The 25,779-nt window shown below is 69.7% G+C and carries 19 protein-coding genes; 9 read left to right on the top strand and 10 right to left on the bottom strand.

Going from position 1 to position 25,779, the window contains the following annotated elements:
- The first annotated feature begins 31 nt into the window (after window positions 1-31).
- Complete coding sequence (locus ACSHXN_RS04545; protein WP_355805863.1) at window positions 32-451, top strand: large conductance mechanosensitive channel protein MscL; 420 nt, start codon at window positions 32-34, stop codon at window positions 449-451.
- Between the two features lie 110 nt (window positions 452-561).
- On the opposite strand, the gene ACSHXN_RS04540 is transcribed toward ACSHXN_RS04545, so the two are convergent.
- The 3 genes from ACSHXN_RS04540 to mdlC form a co-directional block, all read right to left on the bottom strand.
- The gene (locus ACSHXN_RS04540) at window positions 562-1,122 is read right to left on the bottom strand and encodes a GNAT family N-acetyltransferase (RefSeq protein WP_438302689.1); all 561 of its coding nucleotides are present in this window, start codon (window positions 1,120-1,122) and stop codon (window positions 562-564) included.
- Between the two features lie 207 nt (window positions 1,123-1,329).
- Window positions 1,330-2,586: an MFS transporter gene (locus tag ACSHXN_RS04535; RefSeq protein WP_356292370.1), complete on the bottom strand. Its 1,257-nt coding sequence runs from the start codon at window positions 2,584-2,586 to the stop codon at window positions 1,330-1,332.
- A gap of 373 nt (window positions 2,587-2,959) precedes the next feature.
- Window positions 2,960-4,540 carry a benzoylformate decarboxylase gene (gene mdlC, locus ACSHXN_RS04530; RefSeq protein WP_438302688.1) on the bottom strand — a complete coding sequence of 527 codons (1,581 nt, stop codon included), beginning with the start codon at window positions 4,538-4,540 and terminating at the stop codon, window positions 2,960-2,962.
- A 96-nt stretch (window positions 4,541-4,636) separates the two neighbouring features.
- Here mdlC and ACSHXN_RS04525 point away from each other — a divergent pair, with 96 nt between their 5' ends.
- Window positions 4,637-5,572, top strand: coding sequence for a LysR substrate-binding domain-containing protein (locus ACSHXN_RS04525; protein ID WP_438302687.1), 936 nt, complete (start codon window positions 4,637-4,639; stop codon window positions 5,570-5,572).
- A 39-nt stretch (window positions 5,573-5,611) separates the two neighbouring features.
- Here the strand turns inward: ACSHXN_RS04525 and ACSHXN_RS04520 are convergent, their stop codons facing one another.
- Together ACSHXN_RS04520 and ACSHXN_RS04515 are read right to left on the bottom strand one after the other, a co-directional pair.
- Window positions 5,612-6,997: an FAD-binding oxidoreductase gene (locus ACSHXN_RS04520; protein ID WP_438302686.1), complete on the bottom strand. Its 1,386-nt coding sequence runs from the start codon at window positions 6,995-6,997 to the stop codon at window positions 5,612-5,614.
- Between the two features lie 5 nt (window positions 6,998-7,002).
- The gene (locus ACSHXN_RS04515) at window positions 7,003-9,387 is read right to left on the bottom strand and encodes a SpoIIE family protein phosphatase (RefSeq protein ID WP_438302685.1); all 2,385 of its coding nucleotides are present in this window, start codon (window positions 9,385-9,387) and stop codon (window positions 7,003-7,005) included.
- Window positions 9,388-9,731: 344 nt separating this feature from the next.
- Between ACSHXN_RS04515 and ACSHXN_RS04510 the strand changes: the two genes are divergently transcribed.
- A complete protein-coding gene (locus tag ACSHXN_RS04510; protein WP_355142122.1) occupies window positions 9,732-10,058 on the top strand; it encodes a putative quinol monooxygenase in 327 nt (108 codons plus the stop codon).
- A gap of 223 nt (window positions 10,059-10,281) precedes the next feature.
- Window positions 10,282-11,286, top strand: a complete 1,005-nt coding sequence (locus ACSHXN_RS04505; protein ID WP_355142120.1) for an aldo/keto reductase family protein — start codon at window positions 10,282-10,284, stop codon at window positions 11,284-11,286.
- A 228-nt stretch (window positions 11,287-11,514) separates the two neighbouring features.
- Here the strand turns inward: ACSHXN_RS04505 and ACSHXN_RS04500 are convergent, their stop codons facing one another.
- The gene (locus tag ACSHXN_RS04500) at window positions 11,515-14,058 is read right to left on the bottom strand and encodes a discoidin domain-containing protein (RefSeq protein ID WP_355134669.1); all 2,544 of its coding nucleotides are present in this window, start codon (window positions 14,056-14,058) and stop codon (window positions 11,515-11,517) included.
- 642 nt (window positions 14,059-14,700) lie between these two features.
- Window positions 14,701-16,203, bottom strand: coding sequence for an LVIVD repeat-containing protein (locus ACSHXN_RS04495; protein WP_355134671.1), 1,503 nt, complete (start codon window positions 16,201-16,203; stop codon window positions 14,701-14,703).
- Window positions 16,204-16,394: 191 nt separating this feature from the next.
- Between ACSHXN_RS04495 and ACSHXN_RS04490 the strand changes: the two genes are divergently transcribed.
- Window positions 16,395-17,054 (top strand): DUF305 domain-containing protein, encoded by a 660-nt coding sequence (locus ACSHXN_RS04490; protein WP_355134673.1) that lies wholly within the window; start codon window positions 16,395-16,397, stop codon window positions 17,052-17,054.
- A gap of 150 nt (window positions 17,055-17,204) precedes the next feature.
- On the opposite strand, the gene ACSHXN_RS04485 is transcribed toward ACSHXN_RS04490, so the two are convergent.
- On the bottom strand, window positions 17,205-18,431 hold the full coding sequence (locus tag ACSHXN_RS04485; RefSeq protein ID WP_356293519.1) for a glucuronyl hydrolase: 1,227 nt from the start codon (window positions 18,429-18,431) through the stop codon (window positions 17,205-17,207).
- A 222-nt stretch (window positions 18,432-18,653) separates the two neighbouring features.
- Here ACSHXN_RS04485 and pgm point away from each other — a divergent pair, with 222 nt between their 5' ends.
- Window positions 18,654-20,294 (top strand): phosphoglucomutase (alpha-D-glucose-1,6-bisphosphate-dependent), encoded by a 1,641-nt coding sequence (gene pgm / locus ACSHXN_RS04480; protein ID WP_355803186.1) that lies wholly within the window; start codon window positions 18,654-18,656, stop codon window positions 20,292-20,294.
- A 73-nt stretch (window positions 20,295-20,367) separates the two neighbouring features.
- Here the strand turns inward: pgm and ACSHXN_RS04475 are convergent, their stop codons facing one another.
- Window positions 20,368-20,799 (bottom strand): MarR family winged helix-turn-helix transcriptional regulator, encoded by a 432-nt coding sequence (locus ACSHXN_RS04475; protein WP_438302684.1) that lies wholly within the window; start codon window positions 20,797-20,799, stop codon window positions 20,368-20,370.
- Window positions 20,800-20,891: 92 nt separating this feature from the next.
- Between ACSHXN_RS04475 and ACSHXN_RS04470 the strand changes: the two genes are divergently transcribed.
- The 3 genes from ACSHXN_RS04470 (at window position 20,892) to ACSHXN_RS04460 (ending at window position 24,603) form a co-directional block, all read left to right on the top strand.
- Entirely contained in the window at window positions 20,892-22,346 is a 1,455-nt protein-coding gene (locus tag ACSHXN_RS04470; protein ID WP_355134681.1) for a DHA2 family efflux MFS transporter permease subunit, read from the top strand.
- Between the two features lie 134 nt (window positions 22,347-22,480).
- Entirely contained in the window at window positions 22,481-22,912 is a 432-nt protein-coding gene (locus ACSHXN_RS04465; protein ID WP_355134683.1) for a nitroreductase/quinone reductase family protein, read from the top strand.
- 140 nt (window positions 22,913-23,052) lie between these two features.
- A complete protein-coding gene (locus tag ACSHXN_RS04460) occupies window positions 23,053-24,603 on the top strand; it encodes a PH domain-containing protein (RefSeq protein ID WP_438302683.1) in 1,551 nt (516 codons plus the stop codon).
- 116 nt (window positions 24,604-24,719) lie between these two features.
- Here the strand turns inward: ACSHXN_RS04460 and ACSHXN_RS04455 are convergent, their stop codons facing one another.
- The gene (locus tag ACSHXN_RS04455) at window positions 24,720-25,622 is read right to left on the bottom strand and encodes an SDR family oxidoreductase (RefSeq protein ID WP_438302682.1); all 903 of its coding nucleotides are present in this window, start codon (window positions 25,620-25,622) and stop codon (window positions 24,720-24,722) included.
- Between the last annotated feature and the right edge of the window lie 157 nt (window positions 25,623-25,779).

Here is a 25,779-nt window from a genome sequence, read left to right as displayed (position 1 = left end):
CCAGGGGCGTGACCAGAAGCGAGGAGCATGCATGCTGCGCGGCTTCAAGAACTTCCTGATGCGCGGCGACGTCATCGTCGTGGCCATCGGCCTGATCGTGGCGCTGGCCTTCAGCACCCTGATCAAGGCGTTCACCGACTACGTGATCAACCCCATCATCGCGAGGGCTCAGGGCGGGGTGTCGCCCGGACTCGGCTGGCAGCTCGGCCGGCCGGGCAACAGCGCGACCTACCTGAACATCGGCGCGTTCATCTCCGCGCTGATCTACTTCATCATCTTCATGGCGGTGGTGTACTTCCTGATCGTCGTCCCGTACAAGCGCGCACAGGCCCGGCGCGGCCTGTCGGTCTTCGGTGACCCCCAGCCCGCCAGGACGTGTCCCGCCTGCCTCTCGGAGGATGTGCCCAAGGCGGCCACCAAGTGCCGGTACTGCGGCAGCACTCTGGCCTGAAGGCGGGGTGCCGCCCCAGGGTCGCGCGGCTGCCCGACGGCATCGGACGGAGACGCAAGCGTCAGGAGGAACGGGGGAGTTCAGCGAGGGGCGAGCCCGGCCGGCAACCGTCAGCGGCGCTTCTCCCAGTCGGCCAGGGTGAGTTCGTACTCGACTTCGCCGTGTTCCGAACCTTCGATCCTCTCCGGCCAGTCTTCGGTGAAGTTGCGGAGGAACGACAGACCGGTCCGCTCCATCACCCGCCGGGACCGGGTGTTCACCGCCATGGCGTTCGCGGTGACCCGTTGCACGCCGAGGTCCGTGAACCCCTTGTCGATCAGCGCCCGCGAGCCTTCCGTCGCATGTCCCTCGCCCCAGGCCGCCCTGTTCAGCCGGTAGCCGAGTTCCACCGCGGCGGCGCTGTGCTGGTCGAGGGGGCGGAACTCGAACCAGCCGAGGAAGGTCCCGGTGGCCTTCTCCTCGGCGGCCCAGTGACCACGGGTGCCGAGGCACGGGTGGTCGTGGAGGAGCCGTGGCAGCGTCAGTGTGCGGATCGACTCCCGACCGACCGGCTTGCCACCGTTGATGAACCGCATGACCTCGGGGTCGTTGTCCAGGACGAAGAGGTGTTCGGCGTCGGCTTCGGTGAACGGGCGCAACACGAGCCGCTCGGTCTCGAGGAAGACAGGCATGCAGCGATCTTCACCAGCGGGGGCCCGGTCCGCCACCGGATAACGACGTCAACAGCCGTGTGTCGCCGGCTGCTCGGGAAGGCGGCGGTCCCCACGGGGCTCTGTCCCGTTCCGCCGGCCGACGGTCCGGCGACGGGGACGGACGGCGGTACGGGCCCCGATGAGCGCCCGCACCGCCGCACCGGTGGGGAGACGGTGGGTCGTGCGTCAGGCAACGGCCTCGACGGCCTGGGTCCTGAGGCTCTGTGTCTGCCGCGGCAGGGTGAGCACGGCGAGGAAGCCGAGGACCGCGACCGCGGCGAAGAAGTAGAAGCCCCACGGATGCCCGATGCCGGCCGTGACCAGGGCTCCGGTGATCGACGGGCCGACGATCGAGCCGATACGGCCGATGCCCGAGGCCGAGCCGAGAGCCGTGCTGCGGACGGAGGCGGGGTAGAAGTTCGTCACATAGGCGTAGACGAGCACCTGGGCCGAGAAGACGAACACGCCGGTGAGGAAGACGACGAGGTCGAGCAGGATGTCGCTGCCCATCTTGACGCTCAGGCAGGCGAGCATGACCACGGAGACCGCGAACCAGCCCAGTGCCGTGCCCTTGATGCCCCGCCGGTCGGCGACGAAGCCGCCGATGATCAAGCCGACCACGCCTCCGACGTTGAGCACGAGGAGCTGGGTGACCGCTGTCGGCACGGGATAGCCGGCATCGTTCATGAGCTTCGGCAGCCAGGTGTTGAGGCCGTAGACCAGCAGCAGCCCCATGAACGAGGCGACCCAGATGCCGATGCCCGCGCGGAGGTAGGCGGGCTTGAGCAGCTCGGTGAAGGGAACACGCCGGGAGCCGGTCGACTGCCGGGCTTGCACGAAGGCCTCCGACTCCGGCAGGCGGAACCACTGGACGACGGCGACGACGAATCCGACGACACCGAGGACGTAGAAGAGGATCTCCCAGTTGTCGGTCACCTGCAGTGCCAGCAGCGATGTGATCACGGCGCCGGTGTGATAGCCCGTCATGGTCAGTGTGCTGGCCCGTGCCCGCCGGCGGGCCGGCATGTGCTCGGCCATCATCGTGAGCGAAACCGGCATGCACGCGCCGAGGCCCACACCGGCGATGAGACGCAGCACGGCGAACATCGCGACCGAGTCCGCCAGCGGCACCAGGACGGTGAAGAGCGAGAACAGCACCACCGAGCCTATGAGCAGGTGGCGCCGCCCCAGCCGGTCGGCGAGCGGGCCGACGGACACCGCGCCGATGGCGACGCCGACGAGCGAGAGCGTGGCGATCGTGGTCGCGTCGGCCGCGGTCATGCCGAGGTGGTGGGTCTTGAGAAGGGTCGGGATGATGGCGCCGAGGACGACGAGGTCGTAGCCCTCGAGCAGGACGGTGATCCAGCACAGGACCACCGTCCAGGCGTCGCGGCCGGTGAGGCCGAAGCGGGCCGACGGCTGGGACGGGGTGACGGGTGTCATGGTGACATTCCCCCAGGGGACGGTGTGGGTGAGTGGGGTCGCAACGGGTGGGAGGCGATGCCCGGTCGCGTGACCCGCCGGGTCTCGCCGAGGGCGCCGGCATGGACCGCGGTGCCGCCGTGACCGGATCCGGTTCCGCCGCCGTCGGCCCGGCCGGCGGGCGGGTGAGGCCCGACCCCGGCACTCCGCTCGCGGAGGGGGAGATCGCCGGGGCCGGTCCGGTCGGTGACGACGCCGTGCGCCCGTTTCCACCGGTGCCGGGCGCGGAGGGGGATATGCGCCGCGTTCTTGGAGGCGGGGTCCGTCCGGCCGTCGCTGTGGAGTCCCGTGCCCCGGACGCCGTTGTCCAGGAATGTCATCGATTCCCTTTCTTTCAGGAGGGGGTGGTGAGTGCCGTGTCCACCTGGATCAGGCGGGGACGGTCGGGGCGCTCGGAGAGGACCGCACGCAACTCCTCGGCACCGTCGACCTGGTGGGAGGCGACGCCGTAGCCCTCCGCGACACGTGTGAAGTCCAGGCCCGGGATGTCCAGGCCCGGGGTGTCCGGCACGCCCAGGAGGCCGCCGAACCACCTCAGGGCGCCGTACGTGCCGTTGCGCAACAGCACTACGGTCAGGGGCACTTGCTGCTGTCCGGCCGTCCACAGCGCGGTGATCCCGTAGTTGGCCGAGCCGTCCCCGATGACGCCGACGACGGGCCGGCCGGGCTGCGCCATCGCGACACCGACGGCACCGGGGAGGCCGAAACCGAGTCCGCCTGCCGCCGGGAAGTAGTAGGAGCCGGGTCGGCGCAGATCCATCTGGCGCCACCAGGAGGAGTTCGTCGAGGTCGACTCGACCACGTAGGCGGTGTCCTCGGGCAGAGTGTCGCGCAGCGCGGCGAACACCTCCTCCGGATGCATCGCCGGACCGTCGGCGGTGTGCGGTTCGGGCGCGGGCCGGTAGGCCGCCCCGGCCGCCGCCGGGGCGTCGAGGACCTTCATCAGCAGATCGATGACCGCCCCGGGGTCGGCGACCAATGCCTCGCCCATGGGCGCCCGCGCGGCCGCGGACGCGTCGTCGGTCACCTGGACGAGCCGGGTGCCTCGCGGCAGATACGGGCCGGGGAGGTGCTCGTGGTAGCGGAACACCGGCGCGCCGAGCACGAGTACGAGGTCGTGGCCCTCGAACGCCTCGGAGACGGGCGCGATCCCGGCCGGCAGCACGCCTTGGAAGAGCGGGTGGCGGTTGGGGAAGGGCAGCCGGAAGAGCGATGGTGCCGCCCACACCGGTCCGCCGAGGCGCTCCGCGAGCCGGACGGCGTCGTCGAACAGGCCCGCCGAGTCGATGTCACCCCCCAGCACGAGTGCGGGCCGGCGCGCGGACGTCACGTCCTCCACCAGTCGGCGGCCCTGCTCCCCGGCGGGCAGAGAGGCGCGTTGGACGTTCCGGTCGAGCACCGCCAGGGCGTTGTCGTCGCAGTCGGCCGCCCAGTCGTCGTAGGGGACGGACAGATAGGTGGGGCGCTGCTGGAGCCGCGCCTCGAACACGGCCTGCGCGAGGGCGCGCGGCACATCCGCGGCGCAGGCCGGCTCCGCGGCCCAGCCGACGAGGGGTTTCATCAGCGCGGGGGCGTCGACATTGGCCAGATTCGCCTCGAGGCCCACGGCGGACCGCAGTTGCTGACCGGCCAGGATCACCAGCGGGGTCCGGGAGGCCACGGCGTTGGTCAGCGCGCCCATCGCGTTCCCGGAGCCGGAGGCGGCGTGCAGATTCACCAGGACAGGACGGCCCGTCGCCTGCGCGAAGCCGTCGGCCATGCCGACGACGGCCCCCTCGTGCAGACCGAGGACGTAGCGGAAGCTGTCGGGGAGTTCGGAGAGGAAGGGCAACTCGTTGGAGCCCGGGTTGCCGAAGACGGTGGTCAGCCCCTGGCGCTCCAGGAACTCGTGGGAGACGCGACGCACGGACGGCACAGACGTTCCTTTCCGGAGTGACGTGCATCACGCTAGGCAGTCGTGGAACATGAGCGCCAATAGATGTTGTGGCGCAGAGATATAGAGTCCTTCGATATGAGGAGCTTCGACCTCAATCTCGCGCGCGTGTTCGTGCTGCTCTACGAGACCGGCAGTGTCACGGTCACGGCCGAGACGCTTCACCTCACGCAGCCCACGGTCAGCTACAGCCTGGCCAAACTGCGCCGGCACTTCGACGACGAGCTGTTCCGGCGCACCGGGCGCGGGTTGACGCCGACCGCCGGTGCCCGCCGGCTGTACGAGCCGCTGCAGCGCGCCCTCGCGGACATCGACGGGGCGGTGGGCCAGGCCGACGCGTTCGACCCCGGAACCATGGCGGGACGGTTCACGCTCGCCCTGTCCGACCTGGGAGAGGCGACCCTGCTGCCCCGTCTCCTCGCGGCGGCCCGCGAGCGCGCGCCGCGGGTGTCGTTCATCGTGCGTCCGCTGGACGTCGACGATGCCGAGCACCAACTGCGCCGCGGCGAACTCGACGCGTTCGTCGCCTCCCCTGTGCTGACCTCCCACCGGACCGTCCGGATACCGCTCTTCCACGAGCGATACGTCGGCATGGTCGCCGCCGACCATCCGCGCGTGCGGGGCGACTCGGTCTCCCTGCCGGAGCTCGCCGCCGAGCACCATGCGACCGTCTTCGGCCCCAACGGGCACGTGGTGCCACGGGCGGTGCTCGCCGCGCACGGGCTCCTGGACCGGGTGGCCGTGGACGCCACACGCTTCTCGATGCTGCCGTACCTGCTGGAGCAGACCGACCTGATCGCCATCGTCCCGGAGTACGTCGGGGAGGTCTTCACCGCCTCCCATCGAGTACGCCTCGTGCGGCTGCCGTTCGTCACCGAGCCGATCGAAGTGGCCCTGTACGCACGGCACGAGTCCTCGCGCACGCCGTCCCAGCGGTGGTTGGTCCAGTTCATGTCCGAGGTGCTGGGCGAGCGGGTGAGCCGGGCCCAACTGCCCCCGTACGCGGCCCGCTAGACGACCCCGGAGCAGGCCCGGGCGTGCAAGGCCTTCAGGTCACAGGGGCCGGGCGGGCACGATGTTCTGGTTCGCACGGAAGAGGTTGTCCGGATCGTAGGTCCGCTTGACCCGTGCGAGCCGGTCGTAGTGGTCTCCGTAGGTGTTCCGCACCCGGTCGCGGCCTTCCTCCTCACCCATGAAGTTCACGTACGAGCCGCCCATGGAGTGCGGATGCATCTCCTGCCAGTAGTCGACGCACCACTGCCTGATCGTCCCGGCGTTGCCCGGATCGGGGTCGACTCCGGCGAAGACGGCGGACCAGACGGCGTCCCGGTGGCTCCAGGCGGTGTCGTCCGGGCCCACCCGGTGCGCGGCGCCGTCCACCGGATAGAGATGCATGAGCGAGAGCGGGGTCGGGATGTGCTCGCCGTACCTGAGATGCACGTCCAGCGCCGCATCCGTGATGCGATCGAAGAAGTCGCCCCGCCAATACCATTGGTAGCCCGCCGGGATGATGGGGTCGAGCATGCTCTGCAACGCGGGATAGGGCAGCGGTGCCGTGAAGTGGAAGGCCGGCGGACCCGGCTCCCGTACCGACGTGAACGCCTCCTCCACGCGGTCGGGTTGACCGGTGTGGCACCCCACGATGCCGCAGATCCTCTGCCCGTGGAGTTCTTCGGGGAACGGCGGGACGGGAGGGACGACGAACAGTGCGAAGTAGGCGTACACGTCCTCGGGCGCCCGCGGAAGGAAGTCGCGGTACCACGCGAGTACTTCGCGGGTCCCGTCCACCGGCCACAGGGTGATCACGACCCCGACGGTGTCCACCGGGTGGAGCCGGTAGGTGAACGAGGTCACGACACCGAAGTTGCCGCCGCCACCGCGCAGTGCCCAGAACAGGTCCGGGTGGTCGGTCGCGCTCACCGAAACGACGGTGCCGTCGGCCAGCACGACGTCCGCGCCGAGCAGATTGTCCACTGTGAGGCCGTACTTGCGGGTGAGGTAGCCATGGCCGCCGCCCAGCGTGAGCCCGCCGATTCCGGTCGTCGAGACGATGCCGGCGGGCGTGGCGAGCGCGAACTCGTGCGTGGCGCGGTCGAGATCCTGAAGCAGGCAGCCGCCGTCGGCCCGCGCGGTCCTGGCGACCGGGTCGACCTGTACCCGGCGCATCGCGGAGAGGTCGACGGTGACGCCGTCCTCCACCAGGCACAGACCCGGGCCGCTGTGTCCGCCCCCGCGGACCGCGAGTTCCAGGTCGTTGTCGCGGATGAAGTCGACCGCGGCCGCTACATCGGCCGTGTCCGCGCATCGCACCACGGCGGCCGGGCGCCGGTCGATCATCGCGTTGTAGACCGTGCGTGCACGGGAGTACTCGGCGTCCCGCGGGCCGATGACCGGACCGCGCAGGGCGGCCTTCATGGCCTCAAGGGTCGAGGGGTCCAAGGCGATCACCTCCGCGGGGAGATATCACCGGGCGGCAGCGGTTGCTCCGCCCAGACGGTCTTGCCCGTGCCGGTGTACCGGGTGCCCCAGCGCTGTGCGACCTGGGCGACCAGGAAAAGGCCCCGGCCTCCCTCGTCCGTGACGGGTGAACGGCGCATGTGCGGGGAGGTGTTGCTGGCGTCCGACACCTCGCAGATCAGGCTGCGGTCCAGGATCAGCCGGAGGGCGGTCGGTCCGCCGGCGTGCCGGATGGCGTTGGTGACCAGTTCGCTGACGATGAGCTCGGTGGTGAAGGCGAGATCCTCCAGGCCCCAGTCCGTCAGTTGCCGGACGGCCTCGCAGCGCACGTCGTGAACCGCCCGGGGGTCGGAGGGCACCTCCCAGGAGACCACGCGGTCCGGAGGGAGTCGGTGCGTCCGAGCGATCAGGAAGGCGACGTCGTCGTGCGGGTGGTCCGGCAGCAGCGTACGGACCATCGTGTCGCAGATCTCTTCCAGAGGCCGGTCGGGATGGGCCAGGGCGAAGCAGAGCCGCTCGAAGCCGACATCGACGTCCCGGTCCGACGCCTCGATCAGCCCGTCGGTGTAGAGGGCGATGACGCTTCCCTCCTCCACCGCGATCTCGGCCGATTCGAAGGGCAGACCGCCCAGCCCCAGCGGGGGACCGGCGGGGATGTCGGGGAACTCGACGGGTTCGGAGAGATGGGCGATGGCGGGGCTGGGATGCCCGGCCCGCGCCACATTGAGTTTGCCCGAGATCGGGTCGTACACGGCGTAGACGCATGTGGCGCCGATGACCATCGGGTCGTCCGTGGCCGCTTCCGCCTCGTCCGCCAGGCGCAGGACGAGGTCGTCGACGTGGGCCAGGAGCTCGTCGGGCGGAAGGTCGAGATCGGCGAGCGTCTGCACGGCCGCACGCAGACGGCCCATGCTGGCCGCGGCGTGGATCCCGTGGCCCACGACATCACCCACCACGAGCGCGACCCGGGCGCCGGACAGGGGGATGACATCGAACCAGTCGCCCCCGACGCCGGCCTCGGCGTCGGTCGGCAGATAGCGATAGGCGAGCTCGACGGCGCTGTGGTCGGGCAGATCGGGCGGCAGCAGGCTCGTCTGAAGGGCGAGCGCCGCGTTGTGCTCGCGCGCGAACCGCCGGGCGTTGTCCACGCACACCGCCGCACGGGCCACCAGCTCCTCGACGAGCAACTGGTCGTCCTCGTCGAAGGCGTCCGGGTTCTCCCAGCGCAGCAGCGTCACCACGCCCATGGTCACGCCCCGTGCCCGGAGCGGCACGGTCAGATGTGTGTGCACACCGATCCGGTGCAGCTTCTCCAGGCGCAGCGGGTCCTCGGCGAGCCACCAGGTCGTCGGGGCCAGCACGGGATCGAGGATGGACCGCCCGGCCTCCAGGCAGCGCCGTTGCGGGGACCGTGCCGGATATCTGGTGGGCTCCCCGATCGCGACGACCACCTCCGGGTGCTCCTCGTGGATCGACAGGTTGGTCGCCCTTCGCAGGGTCCCGCCGGTCACCGGCTCGCCCGTGACCTCCTTCGCCGTGAGACCCCCCTGAAAGAGGTCGATCGCGGCGAAATCGGCGAGTTCGGGCACGAGTACCTCGGCCAGTTCGCGCACCGTGTGGTCGAGGTCCAGCGTCGTGCCGATGCGCTGCCCCGCCTCGTTGATGAGGGTGAGCCGTTCGCGCGCTTCGTCGGAGGACGGGACGGCGACGGCGGTGGAGCGCGGTCCGAGCGCCCTCCCCGTCGGTTCCGCCGGCCGGCGTGATGAGCGGCGTGAGCGCTGCCCGCGGTCGAGCCCGGTGTTCGGCGCGGCCGGCACGTCCACGGCCGACGGCATCCGCCGTGCGCACAGAGCGGACGGGGGGAGCGTGGGCGCTTCCTGCGGCGGCAGTTCCTCCATACCGGCCGTCCGGGGGTTCACCCACAGGGACCGCGGCTCCTCGTCCGGTCCGGTGCCGGCGAGCGCCTGCTCCTCGAGCAGGGTGCGCACCACCACCTGGTCCAGCTCCCACTTGCGCGACGCGGCGCTGTCGCAGGCCGTGATCAGCCACTCGGACCCGTTCCCGGTGCGCACGGGGCACGCACGCAGCGCCACCTCCAGGGGGTGACCCGCGCGGTGACGTGCGGTGACCTCGGCCTCCCAGCCTGCTCCCACCCGCCGTGCTCCGAACCATGCGGACGTCAGCGCGTCCTCGGACAGCAGGAGTGATGTCGCTGGTTGCTGGAGTACCTCGGCCGCCGCATATCCGAGCAGGTTCTGGGCCGCCGCGCTCCAGTGCTTGATCAGGCCGTGGGCGTCCACGAGGACGACGGCCGCGGACGTGATCCCGAGCGGATCGCCCCGGTGTTCATGCGCCATGTTCGTGCGACCCATACGGGGGTCCATTCCACGGGCGGATACCTGGCTCTACGGTCTCATACCGGTCCTCCCGTGTCCTTGCGCTCCCGGCCCGCGCGGTACCTCCGCGGGCCGTCGTGACCCCGGGACGGTGCGGTCGGGCCGGGGCGAGGAACGCCCGGCGGTGCGCGGCGGCACGGTGCGGTGGGGACGGCCGGGGGTACGTGTGCCGCGCCCGGGGGAGTCATCCGCGCAAAGAGTGCCGGAAACGTCACCTCCGCCGTAGGCTTCTGCGGGCGTTCGGGCCATCGCCCCTTGCGCGCCGCGGTCGCACGTCGTCCTACGATGAGTGAAGATCACATGCGAACAGGGAGCGTGAAATGATCTTTATCACGGTCAAGTTCCGGGTCAAGCCGGAGTACGTGGAGCGGTGGCCCGAGATCACGCGCGGGTTCACCGAGTCGACGCGCAACGAGCCCGGCTGCCTGTGGTTCGACTGGTCGCGCAGCCTCGAGGACCCGGCCGAATACGTGCTCGTCGAGGCGTTCCGGGACGGCGACGCGGGCGCCGCGCACGTCCAGTCCGAGCACTTCCGGGCGGCCATGGAGAATCTGCCTGCTCACCTGGTCGAGACGCCGCGGATCATCAACACGGTCCTGGAGCAGGACGACTGGTCGGAGCTGGGGGAGATGACCGTCAAGGACTGACGGCCGCATACGCTCCTGCCCGGACGCGGTGGGTGACCCTGCGCAGAGTACGTTCAGCAGTGGTAGCCATCCGCTGTCGTCATCGCGGCATGAAATGATCTGATGAGCTGACAAGCGTCCCTGTGGTGACCGATTGCCCGGCTGCCGAGCTGTCGGTGGGCCGCGGTGCGTGCGCACAGGGCCATGTCGCGAGCCCCGCACACGCCAACGAAGGATTGCCTCTATGGAATACCGTCATCTCGGCCGCAGTGGCCTGATCATCAGCGAGATCGCTTACGGGAACTGGCTCACGCATGGTTCTCAGGTGGAGGCCGAGGCGGCGGTCGCGTGTGTGCGTGCCGCGCTGGAGACGGGCATCACCACGTTCGACACCGCGGATGTCTATGCCGGGACGCGGGCCGAGGCGGTTCTGGGTGATGCGCTGAAGGGTGAGCGCCGTGAGGGTCTGGAGATCTTCACGAAGGTGTACTGGCCGACGGGTCCGGGCCGCAACGACCGGGGTCTGTCGCGCAAGCACATCATGGAGTCGATCGAGGGGTCGTTGCGGCGGCTGCGGACCGACTATGTGGATCTGTACCAGGCGCACCGGTACGACGTGGCGACGCCGTTGGAGGAGACGATGGAGGCGTTCGCCGATGTCGTGCACTCCGGGAAGGCTCATTACATCGGCGTGTCGGAGTGGCCCGCGGAGCAGATCCGGCGTGCGCACGCGCTCGCGCGTGAGCTGCGGATTCCTCTGGTCTCCAACCAGCCGCAGTACAACGCGCTGTGGCGGGTGATCGAGGGCGAGGTGGTGCCTACCTGCGAGGAGCTGGGTATGGGCCAGATCGTGTTCTCGCCGATCGCGCAGGGTGTGCTGACGGGCAAGTACGAGCCGGGTCAGCAGCCGCCGGCGGGTTCGCGTGCCACGGACGACAAGGGTGGCGCCGGCATGATCGCGCGGTGGATGCGCGATGACGTGCTGGCGGCCGTCCAGCAGTTGAAGCCGCTGGCGGCGGAGGCGGATCTGTCGCTGGCGCAGTTGGCCGTGGCGTGGGTTCTGCAGAACTCCAATGTGTCAGCGGCCATCATCGGCGCGTCGCGTCCGGAGCAGGTCCAGGAGAACGCGAAGGCGTCGGGCGTGGTGCTCGAGGCCGATCTGATGGCGCGCATCGAGGAGATCCTCGAGCCGGTCGCGGTCACCGACCCCAAGCGCGTGCACGACAACGTACCGGAGCGCCGCGCCTGAGGCAGCGACCCATGTCCTGTTCGCAGGCTTGAGCGACCGAGGCGGCCGGGACCCGGCGAGGGCTGGATCCCGGCCGCCTCGCGGCCGGCGGCGGGTCCGGCGGCCTGGCATGCCTGCCGACTTCCGGTGGCTGTCACCGGCCTGAGTCTTTCGGACCGTGTGCCGGCCGGTCCGGAACAGCGTGCGGCGGTGCGGGTCACCCGCGGGTGACCCGCACCGCTCCGTGCATCAGGGGAATTGCGTGATCTTGGAGGGGACGGTGTCCGTTCCCGAGGTGGGGGCGCCGGTGTCGTTCACGACATGGGCGTACTGTCCCTTGCCACCCAGGGAGATGACCAGGAGGTCGTGCAACTTGATGCCTGTCTTGACGGGCACCTGGAAGCCGTGCGCCTGGACGATGCTGGGGTCGGCCGTGTAGTTGCAGTAGCTGCCCAGGCCCCAGGCCTCGTGGACGTTCACCGTGTCGGCGACCTTGTAGGCCGCGTAACCGACGATGCCGTCATGGGTGATGGCGGCGGCGTTGGGCGCGTCGTAGGCCTTCTCGTTCTGGAAGAAGATCGTACGGCCGCGTTCGCCGCTCCACAGCACGTCGTACTTGTTGAAGTGCTCCACGAACAGACCGGTGGCCAGGACGTCGTCGCCGTTGACGCGCAGACCGTAGTCGGCGCGGTTGGTGTTCCAGCCGACACCGTCACCGTGGTCCGCGCGCCAGATCCAGGTGTGGTCGATGACGACGTCGTCGCTGTTGACGACGACCGAATTGGTGGCCAGACCCGGGCCCGCACCGCCGATGCGGATGAACACGTCCTGCATGGTGGTGGGGTTGGCGGAGTGATCGGCGGCAGCGCCCGCCGGGCCGATCTGCAGGAGCGTGTCGGAGTTGGTGGCTCCGGCGTCGATCAGGAAGCCCGCGAGCCTGACACCGTCGACGTCCGCCACATGCATCGCGTCCACACCGTTGTCCGGGACGAGGGTGGCGAGGCCGAGGCCGAGTACGACCGTGTTGGCGCGCGTCACCTCGAGCGTCCGATCCAGGTGGTAGACACCCGGAGTGAACAGCAGGTTGAGCCCCTGGGCCAGGGCCGCGTTGATCGTCGCCGCGGTCGCGCCCGGCTTGACCACGTAGAACTGGTCCAGCGGAATCGAGGTGCCGGCGTTGGCGGGCCAGGACACCCCGCGGGCGTTGGTGCGCTTGGCGGGGACGAAGACCTTGTAGTTGCTGCCGTCGAGGTAGAGGAACGGCTTCTCGCGGGAGACGGGCGTGGTGTCCAGCGTGGTGTACGGGCCGGTGTCGAAGTTGGTCGCCGGCGCGCCCTGGACCCCGGTGAACGTCATGTTCCACACGCCGTTGGTCCAGCCGCCGACCGAGCTGTCGCGGGTGTACCACTGCTGCTGCGAGTAGGGCCCGACCGTACCGTCGATCTTCGAGTCGGCGATGTAGCCGCCGGAGGCCCAGCCGTAGCCGTTCGGGGCGAGGTTGAGCCCGCCCTGGACGTGGATCCGGCGGAACGGAGCGGCCTGTGCCACGGCCCAGCGGTCCGTGCCGTTGGAGGGCCTGATGGCGAGGTTCTCCGCCGAACGCCAGAAGTTCTGGGTGGCGTTGCCGTTGAACCAGCCCGCGTCGACGGTGATGTCACCGTTGATCTGGGTGTCGTCGGGGTTGAGACCCAGTCCGGAGATCGAGGTGTAGAAGCCGAGTTGGGCGTTGATGCCGTTGTAGGTGCCCGGCTTCAGGAGGAACTGGTAGCGGCCGGTGCCGAACTGGCTGGACTCCTGCTGGGCGAAGACCTGGTCGAACTTCTGCTGGAGGTTGGGGGTCGAGGGGTCCACCACGATGACGTTGGGACCGAGGTCACCGCCGCCCTGCACAGGGGGAGTGGTGGAGGAACCCGTGTGGACGGCGACCTCCCACAGCGAGTACCCGTAGCCCGTGCCGCGGACCGTGCCGTTGATGCGGACGTAGCGGCCCGAGCCGCTGACGTCGTAGGAGGCGGTCCCGCCGGTCGCGCCGGTGACGCTCTTGAGCGTGGTCCAGTTCTGGCCGTCCGAGGAGGCCTGGATCTGGAACTCCTTGGCGTAGGCGGCCTCCCAGGTCAGATCGACCTTGCACAGGTCCTGGACCGACCCGAGGTCGACCTGTACCCACTGGGGGTCGGACGCCTGGCTGGACCAGCGGGTGCCGGCGTCGCCGTCGAACGCGGCCGACGCGGGAGTGCCCGCGTTCTCCGTGGAGGACGCCGAGGCGGGCCTGCCCTGCGCGGCGTTCGCCGTGCCGCAGGTGGGTGCGGTGCCGCCACCGGTGGTGCCGAACACCTGGAACTCCCAGAGCGAGTAGCCCCACTGGGTGGCTCGATGGACGCCGTACATGCGCACATAGCGGCCCTGGCCCGACACATCGAGCGTGTCTACGCCGCCGTCGCCGGCGGTGACGGACTTCAGGTCGTTCCAGTTGCTGCCGTCCTGGGAGACCTGGATCTTGTAGTCCTTGCCGTAGGCGGCCTCCCAGTTGAGGACGACCTTCGAGATCGAGGCCGTGGCGCCGAGGTCGACCTGGAGCCACTGGGTGTCGGTGGCGGCCGACGACCAGCGGGTGCCGGCGTCGCCGTCGACGGCGTTGCGGGCCGGTGTCCCGGCGTTCTCGTCGGACGACGAGGTCGCCGACCTGCCCTGGGACAGCGGGGTGTCGGCCGCGGCGGCCGAGACATGGGTGGTCGGCAGGGTGATCAGCGCTGCCGTGGCGGCCAGCGCGACACCCAGGGATCTGAGTCTCATGTGAGGTCCCCTGCGGGTGCGAAGGGTCGGTGGACACGACGAGCGATGGCATTGAGGTGCGGCCCTGCAGGTGTGCGGCCGGGCCCGAGGAACGCCCACCTGCGGTTGCCCCGATCGACGTGGGAGCTGAACAGGCCCGTGCATTCGCTTAGTTCACGACTTGATTTAACTGATGAGTCCTCACGGCAGGCAAGCCCCCGGACACGGGAATCTTTCAACTCATGGCCACACCGGTGGACTTCGCCGTCGTCTTTGTGTTCAAGAAGTGGCGTGACCGGGACGCCTCGATCCCATCGGCGGACCCGGCCGGGTCGCGCGCCGCCGGCTCGCACGCCGCACCGGAGGAGCCGTCAGGAGAGGGGCACGCCAAAGATCGTTGGCACGACCGGTGTTGTTCACCCCGGTCAGGATGTCGAGGTCCCGCACCGTCCGAGCGGCACGCGCCGGAGCGGTCACGTGCGTGCGCGGCCGTCATCGCGCCTCGGCCGGGAACGGCATCCCCGCCCAGCAGCCCCCGGGACATCGGCCCCGGGGGTTCACGGCGACTCGAACCCTGCCGTGAGCGGGCCGGCGGCTCGGACCTGCCGAACCGCCGGCCCGCCTGGGTGTCAGGGCCTGAGCGGTGTCATGGTGCGCTGTGCGTCAGTCGAAGTAGTCCGGCTGGGTCTGCACATTCAGCTCGGGCAGACGCACCCGCTTGGCCGGGTCCGTACGCGGGTCGCTGATCTTCAGGACGTCGAAGCCCTTGGCGATGTCGTTCGAGTAGACGTAGCCGTTGTAGTAGTACGCCGACCAGGAGCCGCCGGTGGTGAGGGTGTCGGTGGTGAGAGGACCTCGCTCGAAGTAGCCGATCTCCTTCGGGTGGCGGGAGTCGGTGAAGTCCCAGACGGAAATGCCGCCCTGGTACCAGGCCTGCACCATGATGTCCCTGCCCTTGACCGGGATCAGCGATCCGTTGTGGGCCACGCAGTTCTCGGTGTCCGCCTGGTGGCGGGGGATCTTGAAGTAGCTGCGGAAGACGAGCTTGCGCTTGTCGCCCTTGCCGACGATGTCGTAGATTCCGTCGGCTCCGCGGTTCGGGCCCGTCGCCTCATTGCAGGTGGCCCCGACGCCGCCGCCCAACTCGTCGGTGAAGACGACCTTGTTCGCCTTCTGGTTGAAGGTCGCGGAGTGCCAGAACGCGAAGTTGACGTTGTCCTGCACCCGGTCGATGACCTTCGGGTGCTCCGGGTCCTTGATGGACATCAGGATGCCGTCACCCATGCAGGCACCTGCGGCCAGGTCCTGGGACTGCAGGACCGTGATGTCGTGGCAGCCGGTGGTCTTGGAGACGCCCGGGTTCGTGGGGGCGCCGGGGTTGCCGCCTCCGTCCGGGCCCTCACCCGGGAACAGCACCGGGAAGTCGACGACCGCCGACTTCTCGGGCGCGTTGCGCGGCACCTTGATGACGGAGATGCCGTCGTGCGGCGGCTGGCAGTCGGGGAACGCGGCGTTCGGCGAGTACGAGGAGACGTAGATGTAGACGTTCTTGCGCTCGGGCACCAGCGAGTGGGTGTGCGAGCCGCAGGCGGTCTCGACGGCCGCGACGTACTTCGGGTTGGTCTTGTCGCTGATGTCGAAGACCTTCATGCCCTCCCACGAGGACTTCTCGGTCGTCGGCTGCGTGGTGCTGTTGCAGCTGCTGTCGCTGCGCGAGGAGTCGGTGGAAAGGAAGAGCAGGTCGCCGGAGACGGACACGTCGTTCTGCGATCCCGGACACAGGACCTGCGCGACCGTCTTCGGGGACCGCGGGTTGCTGATGTCGAAGACGCGGAAGCCGTCGTAGTTGCCCGCGAAGGCGTACTTGCCCTGGAAAGCCAGATCCGAATTGGTCCCGGGGAGTGCGTCCTTGGGGATGTTGGCGAGGTGCTCGATGTTGCGGGAGTGGACTATCTCGTCCTGGCCGGGTATTTCGCCGTTCCCTATGGCCTGACGTGCCTCGGCCTGTGCGCTGTTGGAGACCTCCTTGCGTGCGGTCGGGGCGTCCCCGGGATCGGGTGTCGCCGTGGCCGGTGCGGCCGTGAGCAGGGCTGCCAGCAGCCCCGCGGCGGCTGCAGCAACCCCCAGGCGTCTGCGCCGTGTTCGAGGGTCGTTCAACAGGATCACTGTTTCCTCCCTAGTTCCGTTCGCCTCGGAACGGTTCACACAACCCGCAGTATCGTCTTCATCATGCACAGACCAACAGAGGGCAATGTACTTGTAATGAAGGTTTCTGATCGGTAACGCGCGGAAGCCTGCTAGGACTGTGACCGAGTACCACGAGCTGTCCTTCAACCCGCCTGCCACAGGAGGCTGTTGTGCTGTTCCGCCGTGCGACACGGGCGACATGCGTCGCGATCACGCTGTCCGCTCTGGCCGTGCTCGGTGCCGGGGGGTGCGACCCCGGTCCGGCGGCCAAGTCGGCCGCGGGGTCCGGTCCTTCGGTGATCGCGCCCGGTGAGCCCGGAGAGGCGAACCGCACCCTGTCCGCCGAAGACGCCGCCCAGCAGCGCGCGGAGGACGACTCTCCCAACTCGGCCGACGTCTCCTATGCGCGGATGATGATCGTGCATCACGCGCAGGCTCTGGAGATGACCGAACTCGCCCCGCAGCGCGCCGATTCCACCCAGGTCCGGCGACTGGCCGAGCGGATCGCCGCCGCCCAGGAGCCGGAGATCAAGGCCATGAAGGGCTGGCTCACGACAGCCGGGGAGACGGAGAAGAGCGGCGGTCACGAGCACGAGCACGCCGCGATGCCCGGTATGGCGACCGAGGGGCAGCTGAAGAACCTGCGTGCCGCCGACGGCAAGGCCTTCGACCAGCTCTTCCTCACGCTGATGATCGCCCATCACGAAGGGGCCATCACCATGGCCACCGATGTGAAGGCGCAGGGCAACAACATCCGGATCGAGGAGATGGCCGACGACGTGATCGCCCAGCAGTCGAGCGAGATCATGAGAATGCGCGCCATGCGGTGACGAGCCGCCGCGCCGTACGACGGCGGTGACCGGGGGTCCGCGTCAGGCGGTCCACCGGGCCCCGAGGGGCTCGGTGGACCGCAGGATTCCCGGGGCACCGTGGCCGCCGCCCTGCACCGACGGTCATGGCGCACGCCCCGTCCTGCCGGGTCAGAGGGCCGACAGGTCGATCGCGCGGTCTACGTCGCTCGGCCGGAGCACGCGCAGGATCCCCTCGAGCAGGTAGTAGTCGGCGTACGGAAGCGAGATCTCGATGCCGTCCTCGGCCGGCCGGTTCCGGGTGCAGCGGGCCACCACGGCCTCGGCGCGGGAGGAGGTGCGGGTCAGACAGGTCTCCGACAGAGCGGTCAGCAGTCGCAGTGCCACGTCACGGTACTTTTGACTGCCGGTGACAGCGGACAGGTCGAGCAGTCCGCATGCCATGATCGCACCGGCCGAGGCATCCTTGACGTCGTACGGCTGCTGCGGCGCACGGTAGTCCCACACGGGGACGTGGTCCGAGCCCAGCGCGCCGATCGCGAAGTCGGCCAGCTTCCGCGCGGTGGCCAGGAACTGCTGGTTCCCGGTGCGACGGTGGATCGTGGTGAATCCGTACACTCCCCATGCCTGTCCGCGTGACCAGCACGAGGTGGGGCTGTATCCCTGCACGGTGGCCTGGCCTATCGGAGCGCCGCTGTCCGGGTCGATGTCGAAGGCGTGCGGGGTCGACCCGTCCGGACGGACGAAGACCCGCTGGGCGGTCTTCGCGTGCTCCACGGCGATGTTCAGATATGTGTCGTCGCCGGTCTGCTTGCTCGCGAACGCCAGCAGGTCGAGGTTCATCATGGTGTCGATGATGATCCGGCCCGCGTTGTTGGGGTCGTTGAGCGCACCCCACGCCCGAATGAAGTGCCCGCGGGGGTTGTATCGCTGTATCAGCGAGTCGGCCGCGCGAACCGCGCCCGCACGCCAGGTGTCCTCGCCCGTCAGGCGCCAGGCCGTGACCCAGGACGGATAGAACAGGAAGCCGAGGTCGTGCGTGCCGGTGTCGTTCTGGCGGGGCGCGAGCCTTTGCGCCGATTCCAGCGCCCACGTGCGGAACGCACCGTCGCCGCTGTGGAGCCAGGCCATCCACAGTGTTCCGGGCCAGAACCCGCCGACCCAGTCGCCGTTCTGCGAGTACACCCACTTCTCGAACTTCGTCCCCACGGGAAATCCGGTCACGCCCGGCGCGACGGAGCGGACCTTGTCCACCGCGTAGTCGGCCGCCGCGCGAAGAGTGCGCACGGTGTGGGCCGAGGCCGGGCCGGCAGCCGCCTGTGCCTGCTGCCCGGAAGAAGCGTATGCGGCAGCAGTTCCGGCCGCCGTCGCCAGCACGGTACGTCGTGACACACTCACGGGCGCCTACCTCTCGAACTAGCCGACGTCACAAGGGAGTTGGTGGAGTCTTGCACAGCAGTCACACAGACGTACACCCATCTGAGTCAAGTTCATCCACATGAACGTTGTGGTGTCGTCGGCCATCTCCGCGCTCCGGGCCGGAATGTGAGACTCCGTCCCCGGCAACGGGCAAGATGACAGCGCGAGCGGATGCACGGTCGATGTGGAGGAGTGAGTGCGATGCAGCACGAACGAGCGGGCAGGCCGGCCGGACCCGAGGACCTGATCGACGTTTCGCGGCTGGTGACGGCGTACTACGCGCTGCACCCCGACCCGGCCGAGCCGGGGCAGCGGGTGGCCTTCGGTACCTCCGGGCACCGCGGGTCGTCGCTCGCGACGGCGTTCAACGAGGACCACATCGCCGCGACCAGCCAGGCCATCTGCGAGTACCGGGCGAGCCAGGGCACCGACGGTCCGCTCTTCCTCGGCGCGGACACCCATGCGCTGTCGGAGCCCGCGAGGATCACCGCTCTCGAGGTGTTCGCGGCGAACGACGTCAGGGTGCTCCTCGACACGGACGACGGCTACACCCCCACTCCGGCGGTCTCCCACGCGATCCTGACCCACAACCGGGAGCGCACCTCAGGCCCGGCCGACGGTGTGGTCGTGACGCCTTCGCACAACCCGCCCGGGGACGGCGGGTTCAAGTACAACCCGCCGAGCGGCGGCCCGGCCGGCTCGGACGCGACCTCCTGGATCCAGGACCGGGCGAACGAGATCATCGCGGGTGGGATGAAGGACGTACGACGTGTCACCTACAGCCGGGCGCTCGCGGCGCCCGGCACCGGCCGCCACGACTTCCTCGGCGCGTACGTCTCCGATCTGCCGAGCGTGCTGGACCTCGATGCGATCCGTGCCGGGGGCGTACGCATCGGCGCCGATCCGCTGGGCGGAGCATCGGTCGCCTACTGGGGGCGCATCGCGGAGCAGCATCGCCTGGACCTGACGGTGGTCAATCCGCTGACCGACCCCACCTGGCGATTCATGACGCTGGACTGGGACGGCAAGATCCGCATGGACTGCTCGTCGCCGTACGCGATGGCCTCGCTCATCGAGCAGCGCGACCGCTTCCGGATCGCGACGGGCAACGACGCCGACGCCGACCGGCACGGCATCGTCACCCCCGACGGCGGGCTGATGAACCCCAACCACTACCTCGCCACCGCCATCTCCTACCTGTACTCCCATCGCACGCAGTGGCCCGCCGCGGCGGGTGTGGGCAAGACGCTGGTCTCGTCCGGCATGATCGACAGGGTCGCCGCCGACCTCGGCCGGCGACTGGTGGAAGTGCCCGTGGGGTTCAAGTGGTTCGTGGACGGGCTGGTCGACGGTTCACTCGGCTTCGGCGGAGAGGAGTCCGCCGGGGCGTCGTTCCTGCGCCGGGACGGTTCGGTCTGGACCACCGACAAGGACGGCATCATTCTGGCCCTGCTCGCCTCCGAGATCACGGCCGTCACCGACAGGACGCCGTCCGAGCACTACGCGGCGCTCACGGCGCGCTTCGGTGAGCCCGCGTACGCGCGTATCGACGCGCCGGCGTCGCGCGAGGACAAGGCCCGTCTGGCGAAGTTGTCCCCGGCCCAGGTCAGTGCCGACACCCTTGCCGGAGAGCCGGTGACCGCCGTCCTCACCGAGGCGCCGGGCAACGGCGCACCCATCGGCGGTATCAAGGTCGCCACCGCGAACGCCTGGTTCGCGGCGCGTCCGTCGGGCACCGAGGACGTGTACAAGATCTACGCGGAGTCGTTCCTCGGGTCCGGCCACCTTCGTCAGGTGCAGGACGAGGCGAAGGTCGTGGTTCTGCGGGCGCTGGGCGGCTGACGTGAACGGTTCCGGTGGCGCGAGGCCACCGGAACCGGTGTCGGCCGCGCGCTCGTCCACCACGGGGGACGCGTCAGGCGGTGGCCTCGCGGATGCGGGCCAGCAGGGCCCGTAGCCGGGCGCGGTCGTCCGCGTCCAGGGCGGCCGTCGCCTCGGCGAGGGCGAGGCGGTCCACTTCCTCCGCCTCGTGATGGCGTCGCAGCCCCTTGTCGGTGAGGCGCAGCAGAAATGCGCGGCGATCGTGGGGGTGGCGGACGCGCTCCACCAGACCGTCGCGCTCCAGGCCGTCGACGATGCTGGTCGTGGTGCGCGCCGCGACTCCCGTCATCTCGCTCAGGTCCCGCATCCGCAGGGGCTGCTCGGAGCGTGCGAGCATCCGCAGGGCGCGCAGCCGGGCCACCGACGCCCCATGGGTTCGCAGCCGGGACTCCACAAAGCGGCGCAGCCGGTGCGTCGTCTCGTAGAGCTCGTCGACCAGGATGTCGCTGCTGCCGTGCACTGCCATGTCACTTCCCTGCCCCGCCGGTCCTCCGATTCTATGACCATGCACATAGTGAGTATGCTCAGCATGTGCTGTCCTTCCGACGTCGTCCCTTTGTGTCCGTCCCCCCAGTGCAGCTCAGCCAGCGTTTCGTGGTCCCCGCCATGTGTGTGTGCGTGACGTTCATCGCGATCGTCGACGGGGCGATCACCACCGTGGCGCTTCCCTCGATCGCCCGCCAGTTCCGGCTCACCACGGCAGCCCTGGACGGAGTGGTGGTGGTCTATCCGGTCTGCCTGGCCATGGCCATCCCCGCCTCGGCCTGGCTGGTCGAACGGTTCGGCGGCAAACGGGTCCTGCTCACCGCCCTCGCCGGCTTCCTCGGCTCCTCGCTGCTGTGCGGGGCGGCCGCCGACCTCGGTCAGCTCGTGGTCTTCCGTGCGATCCAGGGGCTGTCCGCGGGCGTGCTCTTCCCGGCCTCGGCCTCCTTGCTGTTCCGCACCTTCACCTCCTCGGAGCAGGTGCGGATCGCCCGGTACACGATCATTCCGCAGCAGATCGCCCCTGCCGCCGCCCCGATCCTCGGTGGGCTGCTCGTGGACCACCTGTCCTGGCGTTGGGTCTTCTACGTCAACCTGCCGGTGGGCCTGCCGGCCGTGCTGTTCGGGCTGCTGTTCCTGGCCGAACAACGCGGCCCGCGGCCCGGCCGGTTCGACCTCACGGGGCTTCTGCTGAGCGCGGCGGCCCTCGGCTCCCTGATGTTCGGCATCTGCGAAGGGCCGAACCGAGGCTGGTCCTCCGTCGCCGTGGTGACCTCCCTGGTCCTCGGCGCGGTCCTGCTCGTCGCCGCCGTCGTCTTCGAACTGCGCATCGCCGAGCCGCTGCTGAAGTTGCGTCTTTTCGCGGATCGCCTCTTCCGGGACACCAACCTGATCAGCCTGGTGGGCCTGGTGCCGATCCTCGGCGCCATGTACCTCGGCCCCCTCTTCCTTCAGCAGGGACAGGGCCGCACCGCTCTGGAGTCCGGCACCAGCACCTTCCCCGAAGCCTTCGGCGTCCTGCTGACCGTCCAGATCGCAGGGGCCCTCTACGCCAGGATCGGTCCCCGGGTCATCATCGGTTGCGGCATGGCCGGTGTCAGTGCGGTCCTGCTGCTGTTCGCCGCTTGCGACGAGCACACCGGCCTGTGGACGTTCCGCGGCCTCATGTTCCTGCTCGGCGTCGCCATGGGCGGAGTCTTCATGCCGACGACGGTGGCCTCGTTGGCCACCCTCGCCCGGACGGACCTGGCCCAGGCCTCCACCCTGAACACCGTCGTCCGGCAGACCGGCGGAGCCCTCGCTCCCGCCGTGGTGACCACGGCCCTCGTGCTGAGTACCCCGGCGGGTGCCGCGGCGGATCCGCCCGTCTCCGCCTACCAGCACGCCTATCTCGCCCTGGCCGTGATCGCCGCGCTGACGGCGGTCTTCTCCTTCACTCTCCCCGACGGTCCGGCCCGCGCCGCAGCACGGGGCACCGCCGCCTCGAGCCGTTCCCATCCGTTCCGGCGCAAGCGGGTCGACGCCCACTGAGCCCGCCGGCGCCCGCCCTCGGTCCGGGTGGAGCTGCTCGGCATCCCGGGCACGGTGCGGCGTGGCTCGGTGCGGCCAGGCGGCTTGCTGGTTAGCTGAGGACCGAGTGGATCTTCGTACGGAGTGAGGCGGGCATGGCCGATGTGCAGGGCGTGAACGAGCGGATCATCGACGAGTTCCGGTGCGGGAACGGGGCGGTGGGGGGCCGCTTCGAGGGCGCCCAGCTCCTGCTCCTGCACACGGTCGGCTGCCGTACGGGCCGGGAACGGGTGAACCCCCTCGTGTACGCCGCCGACGGTGACGGCTATCTCGTCTGCGGCTCGGCGCGTGGCGCGGAGAACGATCCGGCGTGGGTGGCCAACGTCGCCGCCATGTCAGAGGTGACGATCGAGGTGGGGGACCGCGTCATGAAGGCGATGCCCACCGTCGTGTTGCATCCGTCGCCCGAGTGGGAGCGCCTGTACGGGATCTGGTCCGCCTACTGGACCGAAAGCGCGCACTACGAGACCAAGACGTCCCGCAGGTTTCCCGTCGTGAGGCTGGAGCCCGTCGCGTCGCCCGGTTGAGTCCCGGTGGAAGAATCCGTGTCCGACGGCGCCTGATCGACCGCGAGGGCAACGCCGCGCCGGGTGACCGGCGTTGGGGGCGAGCAGGCCGCCGCACACCGAACGGCAGATGTGGCCGGACCGGTGGCAGGATTCCTGTCATGACCGATGTCTCGGAAGTGACCTGTCGCTCGCCCCGGAGAAGCACGCTCCGCTTGTTCGTCGGACTCGGTGCGCTCGGTGTCTGCCTGACCGCCGCGAGCGTCGCCCACGGAGGCGTGCTCCTCGTCGTGGGAGCGACCATCGGTCTGACCCTGATCGTGGCGGGCACGGTGTCGCTCCACCATGTCTTCGCCCAGGTGGGCGCCGACGTGCACGGCGTTCACGTCCGTACCCTGTTGCGTCGGAAGAGTGTGCCGTGGGGCGACATCGCCGGCCTGTACATCTTCGAGAAGCCCGCACGCAACGCCCGCATCGAGCGTCGCGTCGGCCTCTCGCGGCGTAACGGACACAAGCGCCTCCTGCCGCTACCGGTGGCATGGTCGTACAACGATCCGGACTTCGACGCGACGGTCGACTCACTGTGGGAACTGCACCGCCGCCACTCGGGCGCGGAGCCGGGCCGCCTCCCGGTCGTCACGCACCGCACCGCCGGGAGCGGCAGGGTCGGGTCACTGGCACTGTGCACGGCGCTCCTGGCTGGTGCGGGTGTGGCCGCGTACTTCGTGCCGATCGCCGCCGCCGACGAGGAGGCGTGGCAGGCGGCCGCCCCCTGCACAACGCAGACGGCCGTCCAGGAGAGCGGTGATTGTCTGTCCACCGTGCCGGCCGTGGTCGCGCGGACCGAACCGCACCAGCCCAAGCAGAGAAGCTGGCTGTACTTCACCGACAGCCGGCCGGTGCAGAGGCTGGAGGTCTCGGAGGAGGCCGCTGAGGAGTTCGAGGCCGGGGACCGGGTGGCACTGACCGTCTGGCATCACCAGGTCATGGAGGTGATGGGAGAGGGGCACATCTGGCGCGAGCATGTCACCGGGGGAGGGGAGGTCGCCGTCGTCGCGGCCGTGCTCGCCCTGGCCGCCGGCTACCCGGGCGCCCAGGTCCTGCTGCGTCTGCGCGGGCGCCGACTGCCCGACGACGAAGTCCTCCCGTCCGTCCTGCCGTTCGCGGGCGCGCTGGTGGGAACCGCACTGTGGCTGCTGCCGCTCTGCTACCTGCACCCCACGACCCTGCTCGAACCCCCGGTCGCGCTCACGTGGTCGGCGGCGGGATCGCTTGTCTCACTGGGCCTGTTCGCCCTGGCCTGGCGCGCCACCCGGGTCCGCACACCTGTCGCGACCCGAGCAATCGATGGAGCCGTTCAGAAGGACGGGGAGATGTTCCTCGCCGCCCGCTTCCTGGAGCACACCGACTACAACCCGCACGGCTTCGGCACCCACGTCCTCCTCGGTGACGGGCCGCCCGCGGTGACACCTCACGCCGGTCCGGGCCGGTTCGCGGCGAAACGGATACCGGCGCAGAGGATCACCGTGCAGAACGTTCGGCGCGCCCGGGGCGCCGACGGCGACACCGTCCCGAGGAACTGGCACATCGCCGAACTCGACGACGAGGGCCGACCGGTGCGCCTCGCCGCGGCCCCGGTCGACCTGACCCGCATCCTCCGCGAACTGGACGCCGCGAAGACCGCGGTGAACACCGCGAACTCCGAAGGATGAGCGGCGGCCGCCCGACGAGGGTCACGTCGGACCAGCCGGCTGTACGGGCAGGCGCCACCCTGGCGCGCCGGCCCGCACTGGCACGGGACGGGCATCACAGCATTGCGTGATGAGTGCTAGTCGTTGAAGTAGTGACCCTCTTCGAGGTCAGGGACGAGCGCGGGCTGCACGGGATCCCATCCCAGCCGCTTCCGGGTCAGGGCGCTCGAGGTGGGGTTGTCGAGCGCCACCGCGGCGGAAAGGAAGCCGAAGTGCTCGCCCGCGTCCTCGGCGGCGATGCCGGCGACCGGTACGTTCAACCGGCGGCCGATGACCTCGGCGATGTCACTGAACGGCACCCCCTCCTCACCGGCTCCGTGCAGGATCGAGCCGGCCGGGCCGGCTTCCGCCGCCAGCCGGAACAGGCGCGCCGCGTCGAGGCGGTGGACAGCGGGCCAGCGGTTCGACCCGTCGCCGACGTAGGCCGACACGCCCTTCTCGCGGGCGATGCCGATCAGGCGCGGGACAAATCCCTTGTCGCCCTCGCCATGCACGGACGGTGAAAGGCGCACGATCGACGTCCGCACCCCACGCGCGGCCATCAAGAGGGCCGCGCTCTCCGAGGCCAACCGGGGTCCCGTCGCCCCGGGGTCGGGCACGACATCCTCGGTCCCGAGGCGCCCTGGCGCGATCATCGGGAGCATCAATGTTCCCGAGGTGACCACGAGCGGCTTGCCGGTGCCTTCGAGTGCCGCCCCGAGGGCCTCGACGGCACGCAGGTCCTGCTTGCCGGCGGCGACGTAGTCCGAGAAGTCATGGCTGAAGGCGAGGTGGATGACGCCGTCCGCTGCATCGGCACCGTCGTGCAGACTGTCGAGGTCGTCGAGGGAGCCGCGCTGCACCTCGGCGCCTGCGCCCGTCAAAGCCGCGGCGGCCCTGTCCGAGCGGGCGAGGCCCACGACCTCATGCCCCGCATCGAGGAGTTCGCGGACAACCGCAGAGCCGATGAATCCGGTCGCGCCGGTGACGAATACGCGCATGGTGAATATCCCTTGGGTGATCCGAGTCGACCCGGCGCCAGAAGGCGACGGGCTCGTGCCTCCACGCTGGATCAGCCGGCTGCGCGTGTCCAAGACCTGTTTCGCAACGAGTCATACGAATCAGGCATCACCCCAGGTCACTGCCGTCTCGGAGGGT

It is taken from the genome of Streptomyces sp. HUAS TT11 (assembly GCF_051553595.1).
GTDB lineage: Bacteria > Actinomycetota > Actinomycetes > Streptomycetales > Streptomycetaceae > Streptomyces.
The sequence above is the reverse complement of the archived record's forward strand: the minus strand, read 5'-3'. Positions and strand labels throughout refer to the sequence as shown.